Here is a 17782-nt window from a genome sequence, read left to right on the forward strand (position 1 = left end):
GTGGCGCGCTTGGAAGTGGCTGCATCCCGCCCGGACCGGCATGAGAGGTGCTGACCTGCGAAAACGTCGCGTCGTTGAGTCGGATCAGGCCCTCGACCGGGGGCTGCAGCGCGTTCCAAGTACGCCGCAAGTCGCCGCTTCCATGCTCGTCGTCGCAGCCGGGCAGAACGGGAGCTCGGCTCACGTTCGCTGGCTGATCGCGGAAGTCCGTTCACACGACGGGGGAGACGGAACCCATGCACACCAAGCGGGAGCGGCTGACGCTGGACCCGGTGCCGCTCGACGACGTCCCCGAGGTCACGCGGTTCCTCGGGGAGCTGGGCCTGGGCGCGCTGCGGCAGGAGGACGTCACCGCCTTCTTCGGCCGCAACGACAGCTGGGCGGGGGTGACGGACGCCGGCGTCGCCGTCTTCGTCAAGAAGACCCTCGGCGAGGCGGAGCCGGTCCGCCTCCGGGTGACACGGACCGGGGCCATGGGAGCCCTGCTCGACGGACACCCGGTGATCAACACGCCGCGCCTCCTGGGCGCCGACGCGGCGACCGGCCTCGTCGCCTTCACGCTGCTGCAGGACGCGCGCAGCGGCGCCGACCTCGCCTCCGAGGACGGCTTCAGCTGGGAGCCGGCCCACTCGGCCGGCGTCCAGATCGGCACGCTGCACACCCTCCCCGCGCCGCGGGAGGTGGCCGAGGACGTCTCGCCGCCCTCCCTGCCGCCGCTCGGCCGGCTGTCGGCCCTGTCGCTGAGCGCGTACGAGGCGTCCAGCGGAGCGGAGCTGGAGGCGTGGGCGCTCCTGCACAGCGACGCCGCGATCACCGAGGCGATCAACGGCCTGTCCCGGTGGGAGCGGGACAGTCCTCGTGTCCTGGCGCACTGCGACCTCCGGCTCGACCAGTTCCTGCACCACGACGACGTGCTGTACCTGACCGACTGGGAGGAGACCCGGCTGGCCGACGCCGCGCGCGACGTGGGCGCCTTCGCCGGCGAATGGCTCTACCGGGGCGTACTCGGCATGGCGGGCAGCGCCGACACGGTCAGCGACCGTGAGGTCGTCGCCAACGGCGCCCGCCGCTTCGAGGCCCTGCGGCCGTACATCGAGTCCTTCTGGACGGGCTACCTGGAGGCCCGACCGGCGGCGCGCGCCGACCGGGAGCTGCCCGCCAGGGCGGCGGCCTTCGCCGGCTGGCACCTGATCGACAGGCTGATCGTCGCCGGGCACCGGCGGGCACGGCTGTCACCGCTGGAACGCGCCGCCGCCGGCGTGGGACGCAAGCTCCTGCTCGACCCCGCCGCGTTCATCGCCATTCTGGGACTGGGAGACGGACGATGAGGCAGCACCTCGACCGCGTGCGCGTCGCCGCGGACCTCGCGTCGGCCACCGTGGACGGCAGGGAGGTGACCGCCTCCGGCCCGAAGGCGCTGCGCAAGGCGCTCGCCGACGCGCTGTACGAGGCCTTCCACACCGGCGGGACGCCCAAGGAGGACCAGCCGCGCAGGCCACCCGGTGACCCCGCGTTCGAGCAGGTGCTGCGGGCCATGGTCCCGCACCCGGGCACCCGCGTCCTGGCCCCGGTGGAGCCCGGCGCTCCGGACGTGGTCCGCCTCGGCGGCGTGCGCGTGCTCATCCCGGAGCAGGACACCGCCGCAGGCGGCGAGGCCGGGCAGACCCGCTGGGTCACCCTGCCGTCGGTCATGCCGGCCCTGTCACCCGGCTTCCTCCTGGTCAACGGGTCGGCGGGGCACGGCCTGGACGAAGGCGCCTGCGTCCGGGTCTACGCCGCGGCGGAGCGGCCCGACGCGGCCCCCGGCCTGTGGGGCGCGATCCTCGCGCGGCTGGAGGAGCTGGGCCTGCGCTACCGGGCCAAGGTCCTGTCCATCCGGGGCCACTACCCCCGCCGCGACAGCATCGTCGTCTACCTGGGGCCGCGCTCGTGGCACGCCGTACCGGAGATCGCCCGCGCCGCCACGGCGGCCGGCGGTCTGCGCCCGGACCTGTCGGCGTACGTCGCCCCGCTCGGCCCCGGACTCGGCTGGGCCTGGGAGCCGCACGACCCCCGGCCCGGCATGCGCGGGCTGAGCTTCGGCGAGCACCGCTCGCACGCCGTCGCCGCCGGGCTGCTCGCCCACGCCGAGCACGGCGGAGACCTGGAGCGGACCGTGGACGAGGAGCTGCGGGCCGCCGGCATCACACCCGGCGCGCCGCACCGCAACCTCGACTCCCCGCCGCTTCTCTTCGAGACCTCCGGGCACCGGTCCGGGCCCGGATCCCACGAGATCAAGGAAAGGGGGTGAACGATCATGTCCACCGAACTCCTCATGGAGGGCGCCGACGCCTACACCTCGCTCGCCGAGGTCGCGACGGTCCCCGGCGGCGACGGCCTGGAGGCCTGGCCGCCGAACAGCTGGCTGACCAGCCCGCTGTGCAGCATCGCGTACACCATCCAGTCCGGCTGCTGAGCCGCGGCGGCACGCCGCGCGGTCCAGCCGAAACCGATGAGATCGACAAGGAGAACGACCATGTCCACTGAGCTCCTGATGGAAGGCGCCGACGCCTACACCTCGCTCGCCGAGGTCGCGACGGTCCCCGGCGGCGACGGCCTGGAGGCCTTCCCGCCGAACAGCTGGCTGACCAGCCCGCTGTGCAGCATCGCGTACACCATCCAGTCCGGCTGCTGATCCCGGCCCTCACGACAGAGGCCGGGAAGGGGGTGAACACATGTCCACGGAGCTCCTCATGGAGGGCGCCGACGCCTACACCTCGCTCGCCGAGGTGGCGGCGGTCCCCGGAGCCGAGACTCAGGCGGCCCTGCCGCCGACGGTGGACTGGATCCTCAGCATCTGCACGCTGACCATCCAGGGCGGCTGCTGACCTGAACGACGTGGCGGCGTCCCGACCGGCGGCGCCGCCACACCCCCTTCGAGGAGACGCGCATGACTCCCGCACTGCTGTTCCCGCTCCAGCCCCCGCACCCCGACGTCGTCGTGCCGTTCGGGGAACTGGTGGCCGGCGGCCTGGCCGGCCGGCTCTGGCTGGGGCAGTCCGTGATGGCCGAGTCCCATCAGACGATCGCGTACCTGGCGGGCCGGGGCGTCAAGGTGGCGTCCGGACTGGCCGTGACGCTCATGCCGCTGCGGCATCCGATGGAGGCGGCCGCGCAGGCCCGCAGCCTGGCCGTGCTCACCGGCAGGCCGGTGGTCGCCGGGTACGGCGCCGCCACCCCCGACCTGGTCAAGGCACTGCGCGGCGCGCCGTACGAGCGGCCCGCGAGCGCCGCCGCCGGATACGCCGGGGCGACACGCGCCATCCTCGACGGCCGGATCTCCGGTCACACCTGCGAGGCGTGCGTCGCCACCGGCGGCGGGCTGCCGCCGATGAAGCACGCGCCCGTCGAAGTGGGCCTGGGCGTGCTGCGCCCCGGCATGGCGCGCAAGGCCGGCGAGGTCGCCGACGTGGCCATCACCTGGATGACGCCGCCCGGCTACCTCCGCGACACGCTCGTGCCCGCCCTCGCCGAAGGCGCCGCGGGCCGCGGCCGGACGCCACGGGTGGCCGCCGTGGTGCACGTCGCCGTGGCGAACTCCGGCCGCGACCCGTACCAGCTCGCGATGGCCGGAGCCGGCATGCACCTGGCCGCCCCGCACTACACCGACATGCTCAGGCGGGCCGGGGTGCCCGCCTCTCCCGACGACCCGCGCGCCGGCGCCGCCGCCCTCGTGGACGCCGGCGTCTACGTGTACGGCACGCCCGAGGAGGTCGCCGAGCGGCTGCGCGCCTACACCGAGGCGGGCGTCGACGAGATCGTGCTGAACCCGGCCGGCGTCATGCGGACCGAGGGGTTCAAGGCCGCGCTGGCCGACGCCGAGCAGATCCTCCACGCGATGGCCGACGCCGATGCGTGAGCTGAGCGGCGTCCCCGCCTTCTCCGCCGAACGCCTGCTGGTGCTCGCCACCGGCTCGCTCGGCGCCGCCTTCCTGCCGTACTGGCTCAACTGGCTCAGGCACGGCTACCCGCGGCTCGACGTACGGGTGGTGCTGACCAGGAGTGCCGAACGGTTCGTGACCCGGCAGTCGGTCGCCGCCATCATCGGCAGGAGCGTGCCGCTCGACGTGTGGCCGGACGCCCCGGAGCCGGGCTCGCCGCACGTGGAGTACGCGAACTGGCCGGACACCGTCCTGGTCTACCCGGCGACGTACCACTTCGTGAGCCGGTTCGCCGGCGGCCTGGCCGACACCCCGATGCTGCTGGCCCTGCAGTGCACGGCCGCGTTCATCGGGATCGCGCCCGCGCTGCCGCCCGGCGCCGACCGCTCGCACGCCTACCGGGGCAACCTCGACGCGCTGGCGTCCCGCCCCAACGTGGCGGTCGCCGACCCCGTACCGACCATGAGCACCCATACCAGGGAACGGGACGCGCTCGCGGCCGCGCCCCTGTCCGCGCTGATCGAACGGGTGGAGATGCTGCGGGTGGAGAAGCCGCGGGCGGAGGCGGGGGCATGAGCGGCGCCGCGCACTCCTTCGGCACCGGCTACCTGCACACCACGATCGGCGCCGACGGCGCGGGCGGCTACCTGTGGACGCGCCGCCCCGGCCCGGACCGCCGCGACGCGCTGCGCGTGCCGGACCCCGGGCTGGTCGAGCGGCTGCGGGCGGCGTCGCGGGAACCGGTCACGCTCGCCCTCCCCGACCAGGCGGCGCCTGACGCCGTGACGTTCCGGACCGCCCAGGCCGTCTCTCTCGCGGGCCTCCTGCTCAGGCGCGGACCGGACCGGGGGGCGGCCGTCGCCGACACCATGGCGGGGACCGGGCCGGCACTCGCCCGGCTGCACGCCGTACCCCTGCCGGCCACCGGACTGCCGGCCTCGCCGGGCCCGCGCCGGCTGCTGACCTGGCTGCGCGACGGCGACGGGCCCGGCGCGGCGGCCGCGCTGCACCGCCGCGCGGCCGGCCTGCTCGGGCCGGACCGGATCGAGCAGGCCGCCGCCTGGTGCGTGCCGGACGAGCCCCGCGCGCTGCTGCACGGCGCCCCCAGCCTCGGCTCGCTCCTGCCGGTGACCGCCGCGGGGCCGGGCGCTCTGCTGACCGGCGACGACCTGAGCGCCGGCACGCCCGAAGGCGACGTGGGCTGGCTCGCCGGGGAGCTGGTGGAGTTCCGGGCGCTGGCGGACCGGCTCGGCCACGGCGGCCCGTTCGACCACGACGCCCTCATCCGCGCCCTGCTCGACGGCTACGACGCCCCGCTGGACCTCGCCGCCGTGGGCAGGGCCGCCGCCGTGCGCTTCCTGTGTCACGTGCACGACTTCGCCGCGTACGTGAAATGGCACGACCTGCTCGGCGACTACCTGAAACTCGTCGCCGACACGATCGACGCGGCCGCGGACGGACGGCTGATCACCCGATGAAGCGCGTGACACTGGCCAACGGGCTGCGGGTCGTCGTCGAGGAGGAGCACTCGGCGCCCGTGGCCGCCGTCGCCGTCCACTACGGTGTCGGCTTCCGCGGCGAAGGCCGCCCGGGGCTGGCCCACCTGTTCGAGCATCTGATGTTCGACGGGCACTTCCGGCACGTCGAGGGCGTCGGCGGCTTCTGCAACGCCTCCACCCGGCAGGACTACACCGACTTCTACACCGTCGTCCCCGCCGGGGCCGTCGCCCGCGTGCTGGAACTGGAAGCCGTCCGGATGCGCGGCCCGCGGATCACCGCCCGGGCGATCCGCGCGCAGACCTCGGTCGTACGGGAGGAGATCCTCGGCAAGACGCGCAAACCGTACGGCGGCTTCCCCTGGCCCCGGCTGTCGCCGGTGCTGTTCCGCGACCCGGCCAACGCCCACGACGGCTACGGCGATCACGCCTCGCTCCGGCACGTCACCCCCGCCGAATGCGAGGAGTTCTTCGAACGGCACTACAGCCCGGCCAACGCGGTGCTGACGGTGGTGGGCGACGTCCGGGCGGACGAGGTGCTGGACCTCGTCGCCCACGTTTTCGAGGACATCCCGGCCCGGCACGCGCCCCCGCCCGTCAGCTACCACGAGCCGCTGCCATCGACGGCACGTGAGGCCGAGTACGTCGACCCGCTCGCCCCGATGCCCGCCCTCGCCGTCGGCCATCGCGTGCCCGACCCGGCGACCGGCGCCCATGTCGCCCTGTCCGCGCTGGCGGGGCTCCTCGCCGGCGGCGGCAGGCCGCGGCTGCGCGAACGACTGCGGCGCGAAAGCGGGCACACCGTTACCTTCTCGGCCCGTGTAGGACTGTTCGACTTCCTCGACGCCCGCGACCCCGACCTGTGGGTGCTCACCGCCGTCCACCCCGGAGACGTGCCCGCCGGGCGGGTGCTCGACGCCGTGGACGCCGAGCTGGGCGCGCTCGCCGCCGACGGTCCGGGCGAGGAGGAGCTGCGGCGCTGCCGGACCGCGTGGCTGACCGCCCACCACCGGTCCATGGACCGGGTCGCCAACCGGGCGCGCCTGCTCGGCCGCTTCGAGCTGCTGTTCGGCGACCCGTGGCGGGTGGCAGGCCTGCCGGACGCCTACGCCGCGGTGAGCGCCGCGGACGTGGCGCAGGCGGCGAGCCTCCTGCGCCCGGACTCCCGCGCACTGCTCAAGGTCGTCCCCGGGAAAGGCTGACATGATCCGTACGCTGCCCAACGGCCTGCGCGTCCTCCCGCTGCGGCACGGCGCCACGCCCCTGGCCGAGGCGCGCCTCCACCTGCCGCGACCGTGCCGGGACCGGGCCGGGCTGGCGGCGTCCACGCTGCTGGCGGCCTGCCTGTCGCAGCGGGACGACAACGTGGAGATGAGCGCGGCCGCCGACGTCCACCAGATCACCGTCACCGCGTACGGCCCCGACCTCGCGGCGGTCACCTCCGCGCTGGCGCAGGCGGCACGCGGGACGGCGCCCGCCGAACCGGGGTCGGCCCGTGCCCACCTGGCCGCCCAGCTCACGATGGTGCGGGCGCATCCGGACGTCATGGTGCGGGAACGGCTGGCCCGGCACCTGTTCGGCGACCATCCGGCGACCCTGCAGGTGCGCCCCGAAGACCTGGGCCCGCTGCCGTCGCGCCCCTTCGACCCGCGCGGCGCCACGCTCGTGATCGCCGGCCGCGACGACCCCGGCACGCTGGCCGGCGCCGCCGCCGCGGCCTTCGCCGCCTGGGACCCGCCCGCCTCCTCCCGGACCCCGCCCGCGCCCCTGCCGCCCCTGCCGCCACTGCCGCCCCTGCCGCCACTGCCGGCCGTGGACGGCGGCCGGATCGCGGCGCTGCCGCTGCCCGGCGCCCCGCAGTCGCGCATCCGCCTGCGCGCTCCCGCCGTTCCCCCCGAACACCCCCGCTACCCGGCGCTGTTCCTGGCGCTCAACGTCCTCGGCGGCTACCTGTCCTCACGCCTGTCGGCCAGCCTGCGCGAGGACAAAGGCTACGTGTACGGCGTCACGACCTTTTTCGACACCCAGCACGGCGGCGCCCTCCTGGCCGTCGAGGCCGACACGGCGGCGGCCACCACAGGCGCCGCCCTCGCCGCCCTGGCCGCCGAACTGCGCCGCATGCGGACACACCCGCCCACGGCGGAGGAGATCGGCGCGGCCAGGGCCTACGCGCTCGGCTCGATGGCCACCCGCCTGGCGCCGCGCGCGGCCATCGCCTCGGCGCTGGCCGACATGGCGGCCAAGGGCCGGGACCCGCTCCTCGTGCTGGACTTCCCCCGCCGCCTGGAAGCCGTCCCGGCGTCGCAGGTGGTGGCCGCGGCGCAGGAGTTCTTCGCGCCCGAGCGCTTCTCCGGCCTCCTCGCCGCCGACCCGTCCGCCCTGCCCCGCGACCTCGCCCTGTGACGCGTATCAGCGCCTCAGGTCGCGCCCCGCGACGACGAGCCACAGGTACGTCAACCCGATGGGCAGAACCCGGCCTCGATCACGGTCTTGGCCAGGTCGAGCGAGTTGTGCCGGCCATATCGGTCGATGTTCAGGTTGGTGGCGATCACGCGATGGGCATCCCGGGTGCCCATCGCGAAGGAGAACCCACCGGTGATGGCGCCGCCGATGCCCCAGACCCTCACCGGCGCGACCGGTATGTCATCGACCCCGACGTCTGGTACCGGGCCTGGCTGGTCAGCGCCCGGCACAACGCCGTCATGGCCGATCTAGCCCGTGACGGAGCCGAAATCCTCGACTCCACCACTCCCGCCGGCGTCCGGCTGCGGGACATGAGCCAGTTCTTCGAGCACGTCAGCCGAAGCCTGTTCCACGCTGCCGAGCAATGGCGGCAGGATTACCTGGCGAGGCGAACGACCACTGCCGCGCTCCCGCGGGGTGGAGGAGCGTAGGTCCGGTGAGGCTCAGGGCGACGTCCCGTACCGGGCGGCGATCGCGAGGGCGCGGTCACGCAGGTAGTCGCGCAGCCACTGCGGGGCCAGGGCCTCCGCGGCCGTGCCGAGCTGCCACAGCGCCCATCGGGCGTGTCTCGGATCCTGGAAGGTGACCTCCAGCCGCAGCCGGCCGTCCGGGTCGGCCTCTTCGGCGAGGACGGCCAGCGCGGTGCCCACCAGGTCCTCCCGCCGCGCCGGGTCCAGCCGTACCAGCACGGTGACCTGGTCGCCGCCGGTCCGGAACCGGGTGCTGCGTTCCTGCCAGACCCGGTCCAGGTCGACCTGGTCCGGTCGCCGCGCGGGTTCTGCGAGTCGCTCGGCGGCCCGGATCCGCGACAGCCGGTAGGTGCGGTCCTCGCCGGACCTCATGGCCAGCAGGTAGCCCGTCTCCCGTACGGTGACCAGCCCGATCGGGTCCACCGTGCGCCACTCCGGGGTCTGGTCCACGGCCGCGTAGTGGATGCGGAGCCGGTGTCCGGCGAACACCGCGCGCAGGACCTCGGCCACGACGGCGTCCGGCACCTCCTCGGCGGCCGACCGGCGTGCGAGGAGGTCCGTCTCCGGGTCGATGAGCAGCCGCCCGGCCGCGCCGGCGGCGGTCTCCCGGTGGCTTTCCGGCAGCGCGTCGACCACCTTGAGCATCGCCGACGCGAGCGCCGAGCCGAGACCGAACGCCTGCGCGCCGCGCCGCGATCCGGCGACCAGCAGGGCGAGGGCCTCGTCGTGGTTCAGCCCGGTGAGCTCGGTCCGGAAACCGGGCAGCAACGCGAAGCCCCCGTGCCGGCCGCGCTCGGCGTAGACCGGGACGCCGGCCGCGGACAGCGCCTCGATGTCGCGCAGCACGGTACGGGTGGACACCTCGAGCTCGCGGGCCAGCGCGGTCGCGGACAGCCGGCCGTGCCGGCGGAGCAGCAGCACCAGCGAGACCAGCCGGTCAGCGCGCATGCGAGAACTCTAACGACATACACGACAAAGGATGTCGTGATTCGCCGGGATGCTGATCAAGGCGGCTTCACCCGAGCCGGGTGAGGTCACGACGAAACGAACGGAGCTGATGTGGCGATGAAGCGAACGGCGGTCAACCCGTGGACCTGGTCGGTGGAGCTGGGATACCACCAGGGGGAGATCGTCTCCGGGCACACCCGGACCCTCTTCTGCGCCGGGCAGACCGCGATGAGCGGCGACGGCAAGCCTCTGCACGCCGATGACATGGCGGCGCAGCTGGCGCTGAGCCTCGACAACCTGGAGGCGGTGCTCGGCGAGGCCGGCATGTCCCTCGCCGATCTGGTCCGGCTCAACGTCTACACCACCGACGTGGATCGCCTTTTCGAGCACTACGGCGTGCTGGCGTCGCGGCTGGGCGCCGCCGGGGTGGCGCCGCCCACCACGATGCTCGGGGTGACGCGGCTGGCGATCCCCGGCCTGATGGTCGAGCTTGAGGGGACCGCCGTCGCGTGATCCGACCTCGCCGGCGGTGCGGTCCACCACGCGGCCGCGCCGCCGGCGGGCGGCGGCATCGCATTTCCTCCGTGTCAAGGCTTTGGGGAACTCGTTGACGCCCTTCGGGAGACAGCACGGTGAGATACCGACTCACGAAGGAGAGGCGTTGAGTGCTGAGACGGTCGAGATCGACGACGGAGAACTGATCCGTCGTTCGGCGCACGACCCAGAGCAGTTCGCGGCGCTGTTCGACCGCTACGCCCAGCAGATCCATCTGTACGCGGCTCGGCGGCTCGGCACGCAGGCCGCCGACGACATCGTGGCCGAGACGTTCCTGGCGGCCTTCCGCAGGCGTGGGACGTATGACACGTCGTTCGCGCTGGCCAGGCCTTGGTTGTACGGGATCGCCACCACGTTGATCGCCAGACATCGGCGGCAGGAGGAACGGCTGCTGCGGGCGCTGAGCCGCACCGGAGTGGACCCTCTGCCGGAGGCACTGGACGACACCGTGGCGCGCCGGGTGGCGGCGCGGGGCAGGGAGCGTGAGCTGGCGGGGGCGCTGGCGTCGCTGCCCCGTGGGCATCGGGACGTGCTGCTGCTGGTGGCGTGGGAGGACATGTCGTACGAGGAAGTGGCGCGGGCGCTGGACATCTCTGTGGGGACCGTGCGGTCACGGCTGCACCGGGCGCGGAAGAAGGCCAGGAACGTGCTAGGGGATGAGGAACTGTAGTGAACGAGCTGAAGGAGTTTCGCCGGAACACCCCGGCGATGACGGACAACGCCGCGACTGCTGCCAAGGCGCGGCTGATGACAGTGATCCACGAACCGGAGGCCGTGCGCAAGCCGGCCGCTTCCGGGGCGAGAAGGTTCGGCCGGCGGATCGCGGTGGCGGCGGCTCTGGCCCTGGTCGTCGGCGGGACCGTCGTGACGCTCAGGGACCAGCCCGACATGGCGCCGGTGGCCGGCGTGGCCGACCTCGGCGAGCGTGCCGCCGGCGCGGCCGAGAACGACCCGACGCCCGCGCCGGGCCCCGCTCAGTGGCTCTACACCAGGGAACTGCGGCTGGCCGGCATCGAAGCCGACGTCGACCGGGACCGGCGCGCCACCTGGGAACGGTGGACCAGCGTGGACGGCAAGCAGTCGGCCTGGTACCAGGGCGGCAAGCTGATGTTCCAGGGCAGCGCGGTCATCAACCCGGCTGACCTTGCCGAAGCTCCTGTCAGCCCGGCCCGGGTGATCGCCAGGATCAAGGCGGCCATCCTCGACGAGGACCGCCGGGGGCCGCAGGAGCTGAAGGGCCACGTCCCGCCGGTGATGCTCTTCATGGAGATCAACCAGCTCATCTCCGAGCAGTGGCTCGCCCCTGAGGTACGGGCCGCGCTCTTCCGTGCGCTGCCCACGATCAAAGGCATGACCATGACCGAGGACGTGCCCGTGGCCGACGGACGGCGAGGCGTGGCCTTCAGCCTCGACGACGACGGGGCACGGCGATCACTCGTCCTGGACCCGCGGACCTTCCGGTATCTGGGCACCAACTCGACGCGGCTGCGGGACCGGACGTACGAGCGCGCCGACGGCAGTAAGGAGACCTTCAAGACAGGCACGGTGAGCCTGACCGCGCAGCTGGAAGCCGTGATCGTGAACCAGCCCGGCCAACGCTCCTGATCGCAGCCTTCCGGCAGCCCGATCGCCGAGCCTGAACACCTCTGCGGTCTTCCTGCGGCGGGCGATCAGGGTGAACAGGCCTCGCCGCCGGGGGCGCAGTGCTCGACCTCGGGATAGCGTGACGACGGCCCGTCCAGCACGGGCTGCCGTCGCCCTTTCAGGTGCTGGTCGAGGAAGGCCGCCACGTACGTGCGGGTGAGTTCCGAGGCGCGCGCCGCCGGCAGGGCGCTGCCGGGCGGTCCGATGCCGAGGGCGTCCGCCAGCAGCGGGAGGTCGGTGAAGGACTGGTGGTCGGCGCCGGTCATGACGATCCAGCGCTTCCACCCGGTCAGCAGCTTCCAGTCGCGCTCCCACGTCGTGTCCCGCCCGCCGGGGACGTGCTCCGGCGAGCCGACGAACAGGAACGGCCGCGAGAGGCCGCTCTTGGGGATCCGGGCGTAGGTGGTGCCGTCCAGGTCGATGCCGGCGCGTACCCGGGGATCCCGCACCATGGCCGCCACCGTGCTCGCCCCGCCGATCGACTGGCCCGCCATCGCGATCCTGGAGCGGTCGATCAGGTGTGCGCCGTCCCACTGCGACGGCAACCGGTCGAGCACGAAGGAGACGTCGGCCGCCCGCCCCTGGACCACCCCCGCGCCGAAGCCGGGGTCGGTGTCGCTGTCGCACGCCAGGCACTCCGCGACCCGGCCGCCGGTCAGGGTCGTGACGTGGCTCTCGTGGGTGTGGTCGATCCCGGCGACCACGTACCCTCGGCTGGCCAGCTCCTCGGCCAGCGACGTGAGCGTGCTCAGCGGCTTGGTGAAGCCGGGGGACAGCACCACCAGCGGCAGCTTCCGCCCCGCGGGCTCGGCGTCCCTGACGGCGTGGGTGCGGGTCTCGCTGAGGGTGTCGTACGGCACGCCGGCGATTCTCGATCCCTTGAGGAAGAGCTCCGACTCCTGTGCTGTCATGTACGGCGCCCGCTCACCCTCCCGCTGTTCGGTCGGGTACCACACGGTGACCTTCAGCTCCCTGGCGTCGGCGTCGAGGTCCCAGGGGTCGGGGCGGGAGGTGTCCTTCAGGTGCAGGACGGTGGTGCCGACGTGATGGGCGCCGGTGGGCGCGGGCAGGACAGCGGGGCCGGTCGGCGTGGGCGACACGCCGGCGGAGCGGGGCGGCGTGGGAGCGGAGCAGGCGGCCGAGGCGAGGATGGCCAGGCTCGCGGCGACCGCCAGGAGGTGTCTCATTCGGGGGTCCCTTCACTTCCGCAGCAAGGTCAGGGCCTTGGCCAGGGCGGGGTCGCGCCCGTCGGCCGCGTCCTCGGGGGTCAGGGGCACGTGGTGGTCGGGCGGCACGCCGATGCGGTCGATCACCTCGCGGTCGGGGCCCAGGTGGTGTCTGGCGGGGAAGGACAGCAGAGTGTTGTCGGCGAGCAGGTACGGCTGCGCCGGGCCGGAGATGACCCCTGCGGTCCTCGTGCCGACCAGCCGGCCGGCTCCCAGGTCCTTGATCGCGGAGGTGAAGTGCTCGCAGGCCGAGGCGCAGCCGCGGTCGGTGAGCACCACCAGCGGCAGGCCGATGAGCTCGACGGTGTCGTCGGTCCGCAGGGTCTCGCAGACGCCGCGCACGGTGCACAGGTGGGCGGTGACCTTGCCGTGAGCGAAGGCGCTCACCAGCCGGGTCGCCTCGACGGGGCTGCCGCCGCCGTTGCCGCGCAGGTCGAGCACCACGCCGGACAGGGGACGGCCGGCCCGCAGCCGGGAGACCGCCTTGAAGACCCTGTTCGCGGCGTCGGAGCTGAATCCGCGCATGCGCACGTAGGCGACGTCGCCGTCCAGCAGCTTCGAGCGCACCGCCTGCAGGGTGGCCAGGTCCCGTTGGTAGAGGCCGGGTTCGAGCGTGACGCTCCAGCGGCGGCCGGTGCTCTGCCGCAGCAGCCGCAGCCGGACCGGGCGGGCCTGCGGGTATCGCGGGTAGAGCGCGGAGATCACCGCGGTGGCCTTCCCGTCGAGGAAGGGAACCGACCCGTTGATCGACTCGATGACGTCGCCGGGGCGCAGCCCGGCGGCCCGCGCCGCGCCGCCCTCCACGGCGGTGACGAACAGCGGGGGCAGGGCGGTGCCGGGCTCGCCGTTCACCTGCGCATCATGGACGCTCGCCGCCAGACCCAGGCCGTAGCCGTCACCGTCGTAGTGGTCGGGGTGCCGCTCGACGTCGTGCGCCCAGCGGGCGTGGTTGTCGCCGAGGGACGCGACCATGGCCTCCAGGGTCACCACGGCCGGCCTGTCGCCCAGGTCCGGGACCTGGGCGGCGATCCGCCGGTAGACGGTCTCGAAGGCGGCCCAGTCGGCCTTCCGGTCGCCGGTCAGCGCGGGCATGGTCGCGCCGGGCAGGTCGCGGCCCTCGCGGTCCAGCTCGCGCGTCAGGGCGGCGAACCCGGCGATCAGCAGCGAGCGGGCGTCCATGGTGGCGCCGCCGTAGTAGGTGCCGAGGATGCAGAAGTACGCCTGCTCGACGACGTCGATCGTGGTGGCCTTCTCCGGTCCCGGGATGTTCTGCGGTCGCGCGCAGACCGTGCCGCCCGGCGTGCCCGCGTGGCCGCGCGGCGGCTCCGGTACGGTGCAGGCCGTCGCCAGGAGGAGGGCGACCCCGGCGGCCGCGGCCCTGACGGCGGTCATGACACGCGCCTTCTGATCCACCAGAAGCAGAACCAGGTGAGGCAGGCGGTGAGCGCGGCGTAGATGCCGGTCTCGATCCACTGGAAGGGCCAGAAGCGGTCGAGAGGCTGGTAGGCGGCCTGCTGCCGGTAGCCGAGCCGGTTGACCTCGGCCAGGCACATCTCCATGCCGCCCGACGGCGCGCAGGGCCCCGACGTGGTGGACATCGTGATCCCGCCGGGCTGGCCGTCGCCGCCGATCGCGCGGCCCGACGGGTCGACGAGCTCGCTGGACAGGACCCAGGCGCCGGGGTGACCGGGTACGGCCTGCTCCAACACGATGTGCACGGTCTGGCCCTCGTCCCGGTCCACGCCGATGCCGTCGACGTTCGCCTCGCCCAGCTCGAACGTCGAGGTGACCGAGGGCATCAGGTGCGGCCGGACGAGCAGCGGCATGGCGAGCTGGACCACGGCGAACAGCGCCAGGGTGAGGGCCATGGCGGGCAGCATGCGGCGCACCAGCATGCCCACGGTCACGCCGAGGACGAAGGCGAAGGCCGCGTACCCCATGGGGGCGATGCCGCGCGCCCCGAACACCAGCGGAGCCATCAGGGCGAATTCCGGCACGGCCGACTTGTCCAGGGGGCCGGACCACCAGGTCACCGCGAGGCCGCACAGGCAGGCGGCGGCGACGGCGGCCAGGCCGACGAGCGCGAGCTTGACGGCCAGCCAGCGGCGGCGGGTGATGCTCTGGTTCCACACCAGCAGGTGCGTGCCCGCCTCCAGTTCGCGGGTGATCAACGGCGCTCCCCAGAAGAGCCCGACGAGGGCCGGCAGGAGCAGCACGACGAGGGTCAGGCCGATGAACGGGAGCTGGTGGTCGTCGAAGAAGCGGTCGTAGAAACGGCCGCAGGTGTTGTCCTGGACGCAGTCGGCGACACCGGCGGAGTAGCTGGACGCCAGTCCGGGCCCGGTCAGGCCCAGGGCGACGGCGAGGACGGCGAGGGCGGCGGCTGTCATCACGGCCGAGCCGCGGAACTGGCGCCAGGTGAGCCAGATCATCACCGCACCTCCAGGGCGACGCGCCGGTCCTCGGCGATGTGCTTGTCCATGTAGGCCAGGACGAGGTCCTCCAGGCTGAGCCGGCTGACCGTCCAGGCGGGGTCGTGGATCGGGGCGTCGGTACGGATCACGTACGTGCTCTGCCGGTCGGTGTGGCGCGCGGAGATCACCTGCTGGCCGGCGGGGAGCCGGTCGGGATCGCGGCGCGGGCCGCTCAGCCGGTGATGGCAGGCGAGCAGCCGTTCGACCTCACCCGCGACCTGCACGCGCGAGTCGACGAGCACGATCAGGAAGTCGCAGATCCGTTCCAGGTCGGAGACCAGGTGGGAAGAGAGCACCACGCTGAACGCGTGCTCGACGGTGGCCTCCATCAGCCCTTGCAGGAACTCGCGGCGGGCCAGCGGGTCGAGCGAGGCCACCGGCTCGTCCAGGATCAGCAGCTCGGGCCGCTTGGCCAGGCCCAGGGTGAGGGCGAGCTGGGCGCGCTGGCCGCCGGACAGCCTGCCCGCGCGCTGATCGGAGGCGAGGCCGAGCCGCGCGATCCGATCCCGCGCGAGGACGTCGTCCCAGCGCGGGTTGAGCCGGGCGCCTAAGCGCAGGTGCTCGGCGACGGTCAGCCCGGCGTAGACAGGGGTGTCCTGGGCGACGAACCCGACCCTGGCCAGCTGCGCCGGGCCGGCGGCTGGGCGGCCGCCCAGCACGGTGATGCCGCCCGCCGTCGGTTCGAGCTGGCCGCCGGCCAGCTTCAGCAGCGTGGTCTTGCCCGCCCCGTTCGGCCCCACCAGGCCGACCACGTGCCCGGCCGGGATGTCGACGGTGCACTCGCGCAGCGCCCAGCGTCTGCCGTACTTCTTGCCCAGTGCCTGGGCCTGCAAGACAGAGGTCACGCTATGTCCTCCTGTGAGGCGGTCCGAAAGGTGGTCATGAACAGGGCCTCGATGCTCTCGTCGTCGAGCCCGGCCTTGCGGGCCCTGGCCAGCCAGCGCCGCAGGTCCTGGCGGAGCGGGCCGTGCGCGGTCAGCGAGGCGCCGGCCAGCGTCCTGGTCACGAACGTGCCGACTCCCGGACGGGCGGCCACGAGGCCCTCGTGCTCCAGCTCCCGGTAGGCCTTCAGCACCGTGTTGGGGTTGATCGCCAGCCCCGCCACCACGTCCTTGACCGTCGGCAGCTGGTCACCCTCGTGCAGCAGACCCAGCCGCAGCGCGTGCCGGACCTGCTGGACCAGCTGCAGGTACGGCGAGACGCCGGACCGGCTGTCGAGGTAGAACTCGATCAACAGAATCTCCATTCATCTAATCTCCTAGTACTTTAGGAGTGTAGATGTTAAGCGGCCATAAGGCCGTCGTCCAGGAGAGGCTGTTCGGTCGCGGGGGTCGAGCAGCATCGGAACGAAGAATCCGCGGTAGTGGGGTGGGCCGTGCCGGGTTAACGTTGGAGAAGCTGTTCTTCCTGGACGACGCCGACCGCAAGCTGATCGCCAAGCGGCGGGGCCTACATCGAGCGGCAGCAGACAGGTTCCTTCCCCGCAGGGCGGCCCGGGAGGTGTCCGGCGGGTTCGATACCTGTCCGCGGGGCCCGGTCAGCGCAGCGGGTCGCCGTAGCTATAGGTGCCCGAGCTGCAGGCCGTGAGCAAGTCGGCGCGCTTCAACGCGGCTGGCTGGTGGGGTGTGCCGGCTGGGTGGCTGCCAGGCTGATAAGAAGCTTGAGCCGCTCTTCGGAGGTGCTGCCCGGTTCCGTGGTGTAGATGGTGAGGTCGTACACTGTCCGGCTGGAGATGGGCAGGTCAAGGGACTGGTAGGTCAGCTCCAGGTCGCCGACCTGCGGGTGCCACAGCCGCTTGCCACCAGCGTGGCGGATGCGCACATCGTGGGCGGCCCACTGGCGGCGAAACGCGGTGCTGAGCGTGGACAGCTCGCCGACGAGGTCGCGTAGCGCCCGGTCGTGGGGCTCGCGTCCGGCCTCGGCGCGCAGCAGCGCGGCGCTGATGGCGGTGGCCGCGTCCCAGTCGGCGAAGAACCGCTGGGAGCCCGGGTCGAGGAAGACGTAGCGGGCGAGGTTCGCGCGGCCGTGCCGTGTGGTGGCAGGGCTGTCGAAGACCGGCGCGAGCAGGGCCCGAGCCAGCGCATTGTGGGCGACGATGTCCTGGCGGCCGTTGCGTACGAACGCCGCCGACATCGACATGGAGTCCAGCAGCCACTGGACGCGCGGGGGGACCTGGACGTCCTTGCGGCGCGAAGGTGCGCGGCGGGCGGGCCGGGCGGCCTGGGCCAGATCGAACAAGTAGGTGCGTTCGTCCTGGTCCAGGCGAAGGGCCTGGGCGACCGCGTCGAGTACCTCTTCCGATACGCCGCTGATGTGGCCCTTCTCCAGCCGGGTGTACCACTCGGTGCTCACACCGGCCAGCACCGCGACCTCCTCGCGGCGCAGCCCGGGGACCCGGCGCCGACCGCCGGTGGACAGCCCGACCTGCTCCGGAGTGAGCTTCGCGCGCCGGATGGCGAGGAAATCCCGGATCTGGTCGCGGTTGTCGGGCCGGTCGTCCATGCTCCCACGGTAACCGCAGGGTTCGCGCAGGCGCCGACGGTAAGGGGGTTGAGCTTATCCCCCTATAAATGCGCTCTGTCTCGC

21 protein-coding genes are annotated in these 17782 nt (G+C 73.3%); 13 read left to right on the forward strand and 8 right to left on the reverse strand.

Annotated elements, in window-relative coordinates:
* Window positions 1-236: 236 nt before the first annotated feature.
* The 10 genes from lxmK to ACQEUU_RS21380 all read left to right on the forward strand — a co-directional run bounded on the left by lxmK (window position 237) and on the right by ACQEUU_RS21380 (window position 7819).
* Window positions 237-1328, forward strand: coding sequence for a class V lanthionine synthetase subunit LxmK (gene lxmK, locus ACQEUU_RS21335; RefSeq protein WP_433068446.1), 1092 nt, complete (start codon window positions 237-239; stop codon window positions 1326-1328).
* Window positions 1325-2290 carry a T3SS effector HopA1 family protein gene (locus ACQEUU_RS21340; protein WP_433068448.1) on the forward strand — a complete coding sequence of 322 codons (966 nt, stop codon included), beginning with the start codon at window positions 1325-1327 and terminating at the stop codon, window positions 2288-2290. The genes lxmK and ACQEUU_RS21340 overlap by 4 nt, the downstream gene beginning before the upstream one ends.
* Before the next feature lie 6 nt (window positions 2291-2296).
* The gene (locus ACQEUU_RS21345) at window positions 2297-2455 is read left to right on the forward strand and encodes a hypothetical protein (protein WP_433068450.1); all 159 of its coding nucleotides are present in this window, start codon (window positions 2297-2299) and stop codon (window positions 2453-2455) included.
* Between the two features lie 60 nt (window positions 2456-2515).
* Entirely contained in the window at window positions 2516-2674 is a 159-nt protein-coding gene (locus tag ACQEUU_RS21350; RefSeq protein ID WP_270159199.1) for a hypothetical protein, read from the forward strand.
* 40 nt (window positions 2675-2714) lie between these two features.
* On the forward strand, window positions 2715-2867 hold the full coding sequence (locus ACQEUU_RS21355; RefSeq protein ID WP_270159198.1) for an LxmA leader domain family RiPP: 153 nt from the start codon (window positions 2715-2717) through the stop codon (window positions 2865-2867).
* A gap of 62 nt (window positions 2868-2929) precedes the next feature.
* On the forward strand, window positions 2930-3898 hold the full coding sequence (locus ACQEUU_RS21360; RefSeq protein WP_433068451.1) for an LLM class flavin-dependent oxidoreductase: 969 nt from the start codon (window positions 2930-2932) through the stop codon (window positions 3896-3898).
* Window positions 3891-4496: a flavoprotein gene (locus tag ACQEUU_RS21365; RefSeq protein WP_433068453.1), complete on the forward strand. Its 606-nt coding sequence runs from the start codon at window positions 3891-3893 to the stop codon at window positions 4494-4496. The genes ACQEUU_RS21360 and ACQEUU_RS21365 overlap by 8 nt, the downstream gene beginning before the upstream one ends.
* Window positions 4493-5398: a hypothetical protein gene (locus ACQEUU_RS21370; RefSeq protein ID WP_433068455.1), complete on the forward strand. Its 906-nt coding sequence runs from the start codon at window positions 4493-4495 to the stop codon at window positions 5396-5398. The genes ACQEUU_RS21365 and ACQEUU_RS21370 overlap by 4 nt, the downstream gene beginning before the upstream one ends.
* A complete protein-coding gene (locus ACQEUU_RS21375; RefSeq protein ID WP_433068456.1) occupies window positions 5395-6618 on the forward strand; it encodes a M16 family metallopeptidase in 1224 nt (407 codons plus the stop codon). The genes ACQEUU_RS21370 and ACQEUU_RS21375 overlap by 4 nt, the downstream gene beginning before the upstream one ends.
* 1 nt (window position 6619) lies before the next feature.
* Window positions 6620-7819: a M16 family metallopeptidase gene (locus tag ACQEUU_RS21380; RefSeq protein WP_433068458.1), complete on the forward strand. Its 1200-nt coding sequence runs from the start codon at window positions 6620-6622 to the stop codon at window positions 7817-7819.
* A 50-nt stretch (window positions 7820-7869) separates the two neighbouring features.
* On the opposite strand, the gene ACQEUU_RS21385 is transcribed toward ACQEUU_RS21380, so the two are convergent.
* The gene (locus tag ACQEUU_RS21385) at window positions 7870-8043 is read right to left on the reverse strand and encodes a hypothetical protein (RefSeq protein WP_433068459.1); all 174 of its coding nucleotides are present in this window, start codon (window positions 8041-8043) and stop codon (window positions 7870-7872) included.
* Window positions 8044-8322: 279 nt separating this feature from the next.
* On the reverse strand, window positions 8323-9297 hold the full coding sequence (locus ACQEUU_RS21390) for a helix-turn-helix transcriptional regulator (protein ID WP_433068461.1): 975 nt from the start codon (window positions 9295-9297) through the stop codon (window positions 8323-8325).
* A gap of 117 nt (window positions 9298-9414) precedes the next feature.
* Between ACQEUU_RS21390 and ACQEUU_RS21395 the strand changes: the two genes are divergently transcribed.
* From ACQEUU_RS21395 to ACQEUU_RS21405, 3 genes are all read left to right on the forward strand, one after another.
* A complete protein-coding gene (locus ACQEUU_RS21395) occupies window positions 9415-9810 on the forward strand; it encodes a RidA family protein (RefSeq protein WP_433071924.1) in 396 nt (131 codons plus the stop codon).
* Window positions 9811-9958: 148 nt separating this feature from the next.
* Entirely contained in the window at window positions 9959-10522 is a 564-nt protein-coding gene (locus ACQEUU_RS21400; protein ID WP_433068463.1) for an RNA polymerase sigma factor, read from the forward strand.
* Window positions 10522-11457 carry a CU044_5270 family protein gene (locus ACQEUU_RS21405; RefSeq protein ID WP_433068464.1) on the forward strand — a complete coding sequence of 312 codons (936 nt, stop codon included), beginning with the start codon at window positions 10522-10524 and terminating at the stop codon, window positions 11455-11457. Before ACQEUU_RS21400 ends, ACQEUU_RS21405 begins: the two co-directional genes overlap by 1 nt.
* A gap of 65 nt (window positions 11458-11522) precedes the next feature.
* Here ACQEUU_RS21405 and ACQEUU_RS21410 read toward each other — a convergent pair whose 3' ends face one another.
* The 6 genes from ACQEUU_RS21410 to ACQEUU_RS21435 all read right to left on the reverse strand — a co-directional run bounded on the left by ACQEUU_RS21410 (window position 11523) and on the right by ACQEUU_RS21435 (window position 17698).
* Window positions 11523-12683: an alpha/beta hydrolase family protein gene (locus ACQEUU_RS21410; protein WP_433068466.1), complete on the reverse strand. Its 1161-nt coding sequence runs from the start codon at window positions 12681-12683 to the stop codon at window positions 11523-11525.
* 12 nt (window positions 12684-12695) lie between these two features.
* Complete coding sequence (locus ACQEUU_RS21415; RefSeq protein ID WP_433068468.1) at window positions 12696-14114, reverse strand: S41 family peptidase; 1419 nt, start codon at window positions 14112-14114, stop codon at window positions 12696-12698.
* Window positions 14111-15154 carry an ABC transporter permease gene (locus ACQEUU_RS21420; protein ID WP_433068470.1) on the reverse strand — a complete coding sequence of 348 codons (1044 nt, stop codon included), beginning with the start codon at window positions 15152-15154 and terminating at the stop codon, window positions 14111-14113. Before ACQEUU_RS21420 ends, ACQEUU_RS21415 begins: the two co-directional genes overlap by 4 nt.
* Window positions 15154-16041, reverse strand: coding sequence for an ABC transporter ATP-binding protein (locus tag ACQEUU_RS21425; protein WP_433068471.1), 888 nt, complete (start codon window positions 16039-16041; stop codon window positions 15154-15156). Before ACQEUU_RS21425 ends, ACQEUU_RS21420 begins: the two co-directional genes overlap by 1 nt.
* The gene (locus tag ACQEUU_RS21430; RefSeq protein WP_433068473.1) at window positions 16038-16442 is read right to left on the reverse strand and encodes a GntR family transcriptional regulator; all 405 of its coding nucleotides are present in this window, start codon (window positions 16440-16442) and stop codon (window positions 16038-16040) included. Before ACQEUU_RS21430 ends, ACQEUU_RS21425 begins: the two co-directional genes overlap by 4 nt.
* A gap of 356 nt (window positions 16443-16798) precedes the next feature.
* Window positions 16799-17698, reverse strand: coding sequence for a helix-turn-helix transcriptional regulator (locus tag ACQEUU_RS21435; protein ID WP_433068475.1), 900 nt, complete (start codon window positions 17696-17698; stop codon window positions 16799-16801).
* Window positions 17699-17782: the final 84 nt, after the last annotated feature.

This window comes from Nonomuraea sp. CA-218870 (assembly GCF_050936535.1).
Classification (GTDB): domain Bacteria; phylum Actinomycetota; class Actinomycetes; order Streptosporangiales; family Streptosporangiaceae; genus Nonomuraea; species Nonomuraea corallina.

Bases quoted from the DNA above. Each gene is read 5' to 3' on its own strand.
- ACQEUU_RS21390 (WP_433068461.1), bottom strand. From the start codon at position 9,297: ATGCGCGCTGACCGGCTGGTCTCGCTGGTGCTGCTGCTCCGCCGGCAC.
- ACQEUU_RS21365 (WP_433068453.1), top strand. From the start codon at position 3,891: ATGCGTGAGCTGAGCGGCGTCCCCGCCTTCTCCGCCGAACGCCTGCTG.
- ACQEUU_RS21340 (WP_433068448.1), top strand. From the start codon at position 1,325: ATGAGGCAGCACCTCGACCGCGTGCGCGTCGCCGCGGACCTCGCGTCG.
- ACQEUU_RS21380 (WP_433068458.1), top strand. From the start codon at position 6,620: ATGATCCGTACGCTGCCCAACGGCCTGCGCGTCCTCCCGCTGCGGCAC.
- ACQEUU_RS21415 (WP_433068468.1), bottom strand. From the start codon at position 14,114: ATGACCGCCGTCAGGGCCGCGGCCGCCGGGGTCGCCCTCCTCCTGGCG.
- lxmK (WP_433068446.1), top strand. From the start codon at position 237: ATGCACACCAAGCGGGAGCGGCTGACGCTGGACCCGGTGCCGCTCGAC.
- ACQEUU_RS21420 (WP_433068470.1), bottom strand. From the start codon at position 15,154: ATGATCTGGCTCACCTGGCGCCAGTTCCGCGGCTCGGCCGTGATGACA.
- ACQEUU_RS21370 (WP_433068455.1), top strand. From the start codon at position 4,493: ATGAGCGGCGCCGCGCACTCCTTCGGCACCGGCTACCTGCACACCACG.
- ACQEUU_RS21410 (WP_433068466.1), bottom strand. From the start codon at position 12,683: ATGAGACACCTCCTGGCGGTCGCCGCGAGCCTGGCCATCCTCGCCTCG.
- ACQEUU_RS21435 (WP_433068475.1), bottom strand. From the start codon at position 17,698: ATGGACGACCGGCCCGACAACCGCGACCAGATCCGGGATTTCCTCGCC.
- ACQEUU_RS21355 (WP_270159198.1), top strand. From the start codon at position 2,715: ATGTCCACGGAGCTCCTCATGGAGGGCGCCGACGCCTACACCTCGCTC.
- ACQEUU_RS21345 (WP_433068450.1), top strand. From the start codon at position 2,297: ATGTCCACCGAACTCCTCATGGAGGGCGCCGACGCCTACACCTCGCTC.
- ACQEUU_RS21350 (WP_270159199.1), top strand. From the start codon at position 2,516: ATGTCCACTGAGCTCCTGATGGAAGGCGCCGACGCCTACACCTCGCTC.
- ACQEUU_RS21395 (WP_433071924.1), top strand. From the start codon at position 9,415: ATGAAGCGAACGGCGGTCAACCCGTGGACCTGGTCGGTGGAGCTGGGA.
- ACQEUU_RS21360 (WP_433068451.1), top strand. From the start codon at position 2,930: ATGACTCCCGCACTGCTGTTCCCGCTCCAGCCCCCGCACCCCGACGTC.
- ACQEUU_RS21430 (WP_433068473.1), bottom strand. From the start codon at position 16,442: ATGGAGATTCTGTTGATCGAGTTCTACCTCGACAGCCGGTCCGGCGTC.
- ACQEUU_RS21375 (WP_433068456.1), top strand. From the start codon at position 5,395: ATGAAGCGCGTGACACTGGCCAACGGGCTGCGGGTCGTCGTCGAGGAG.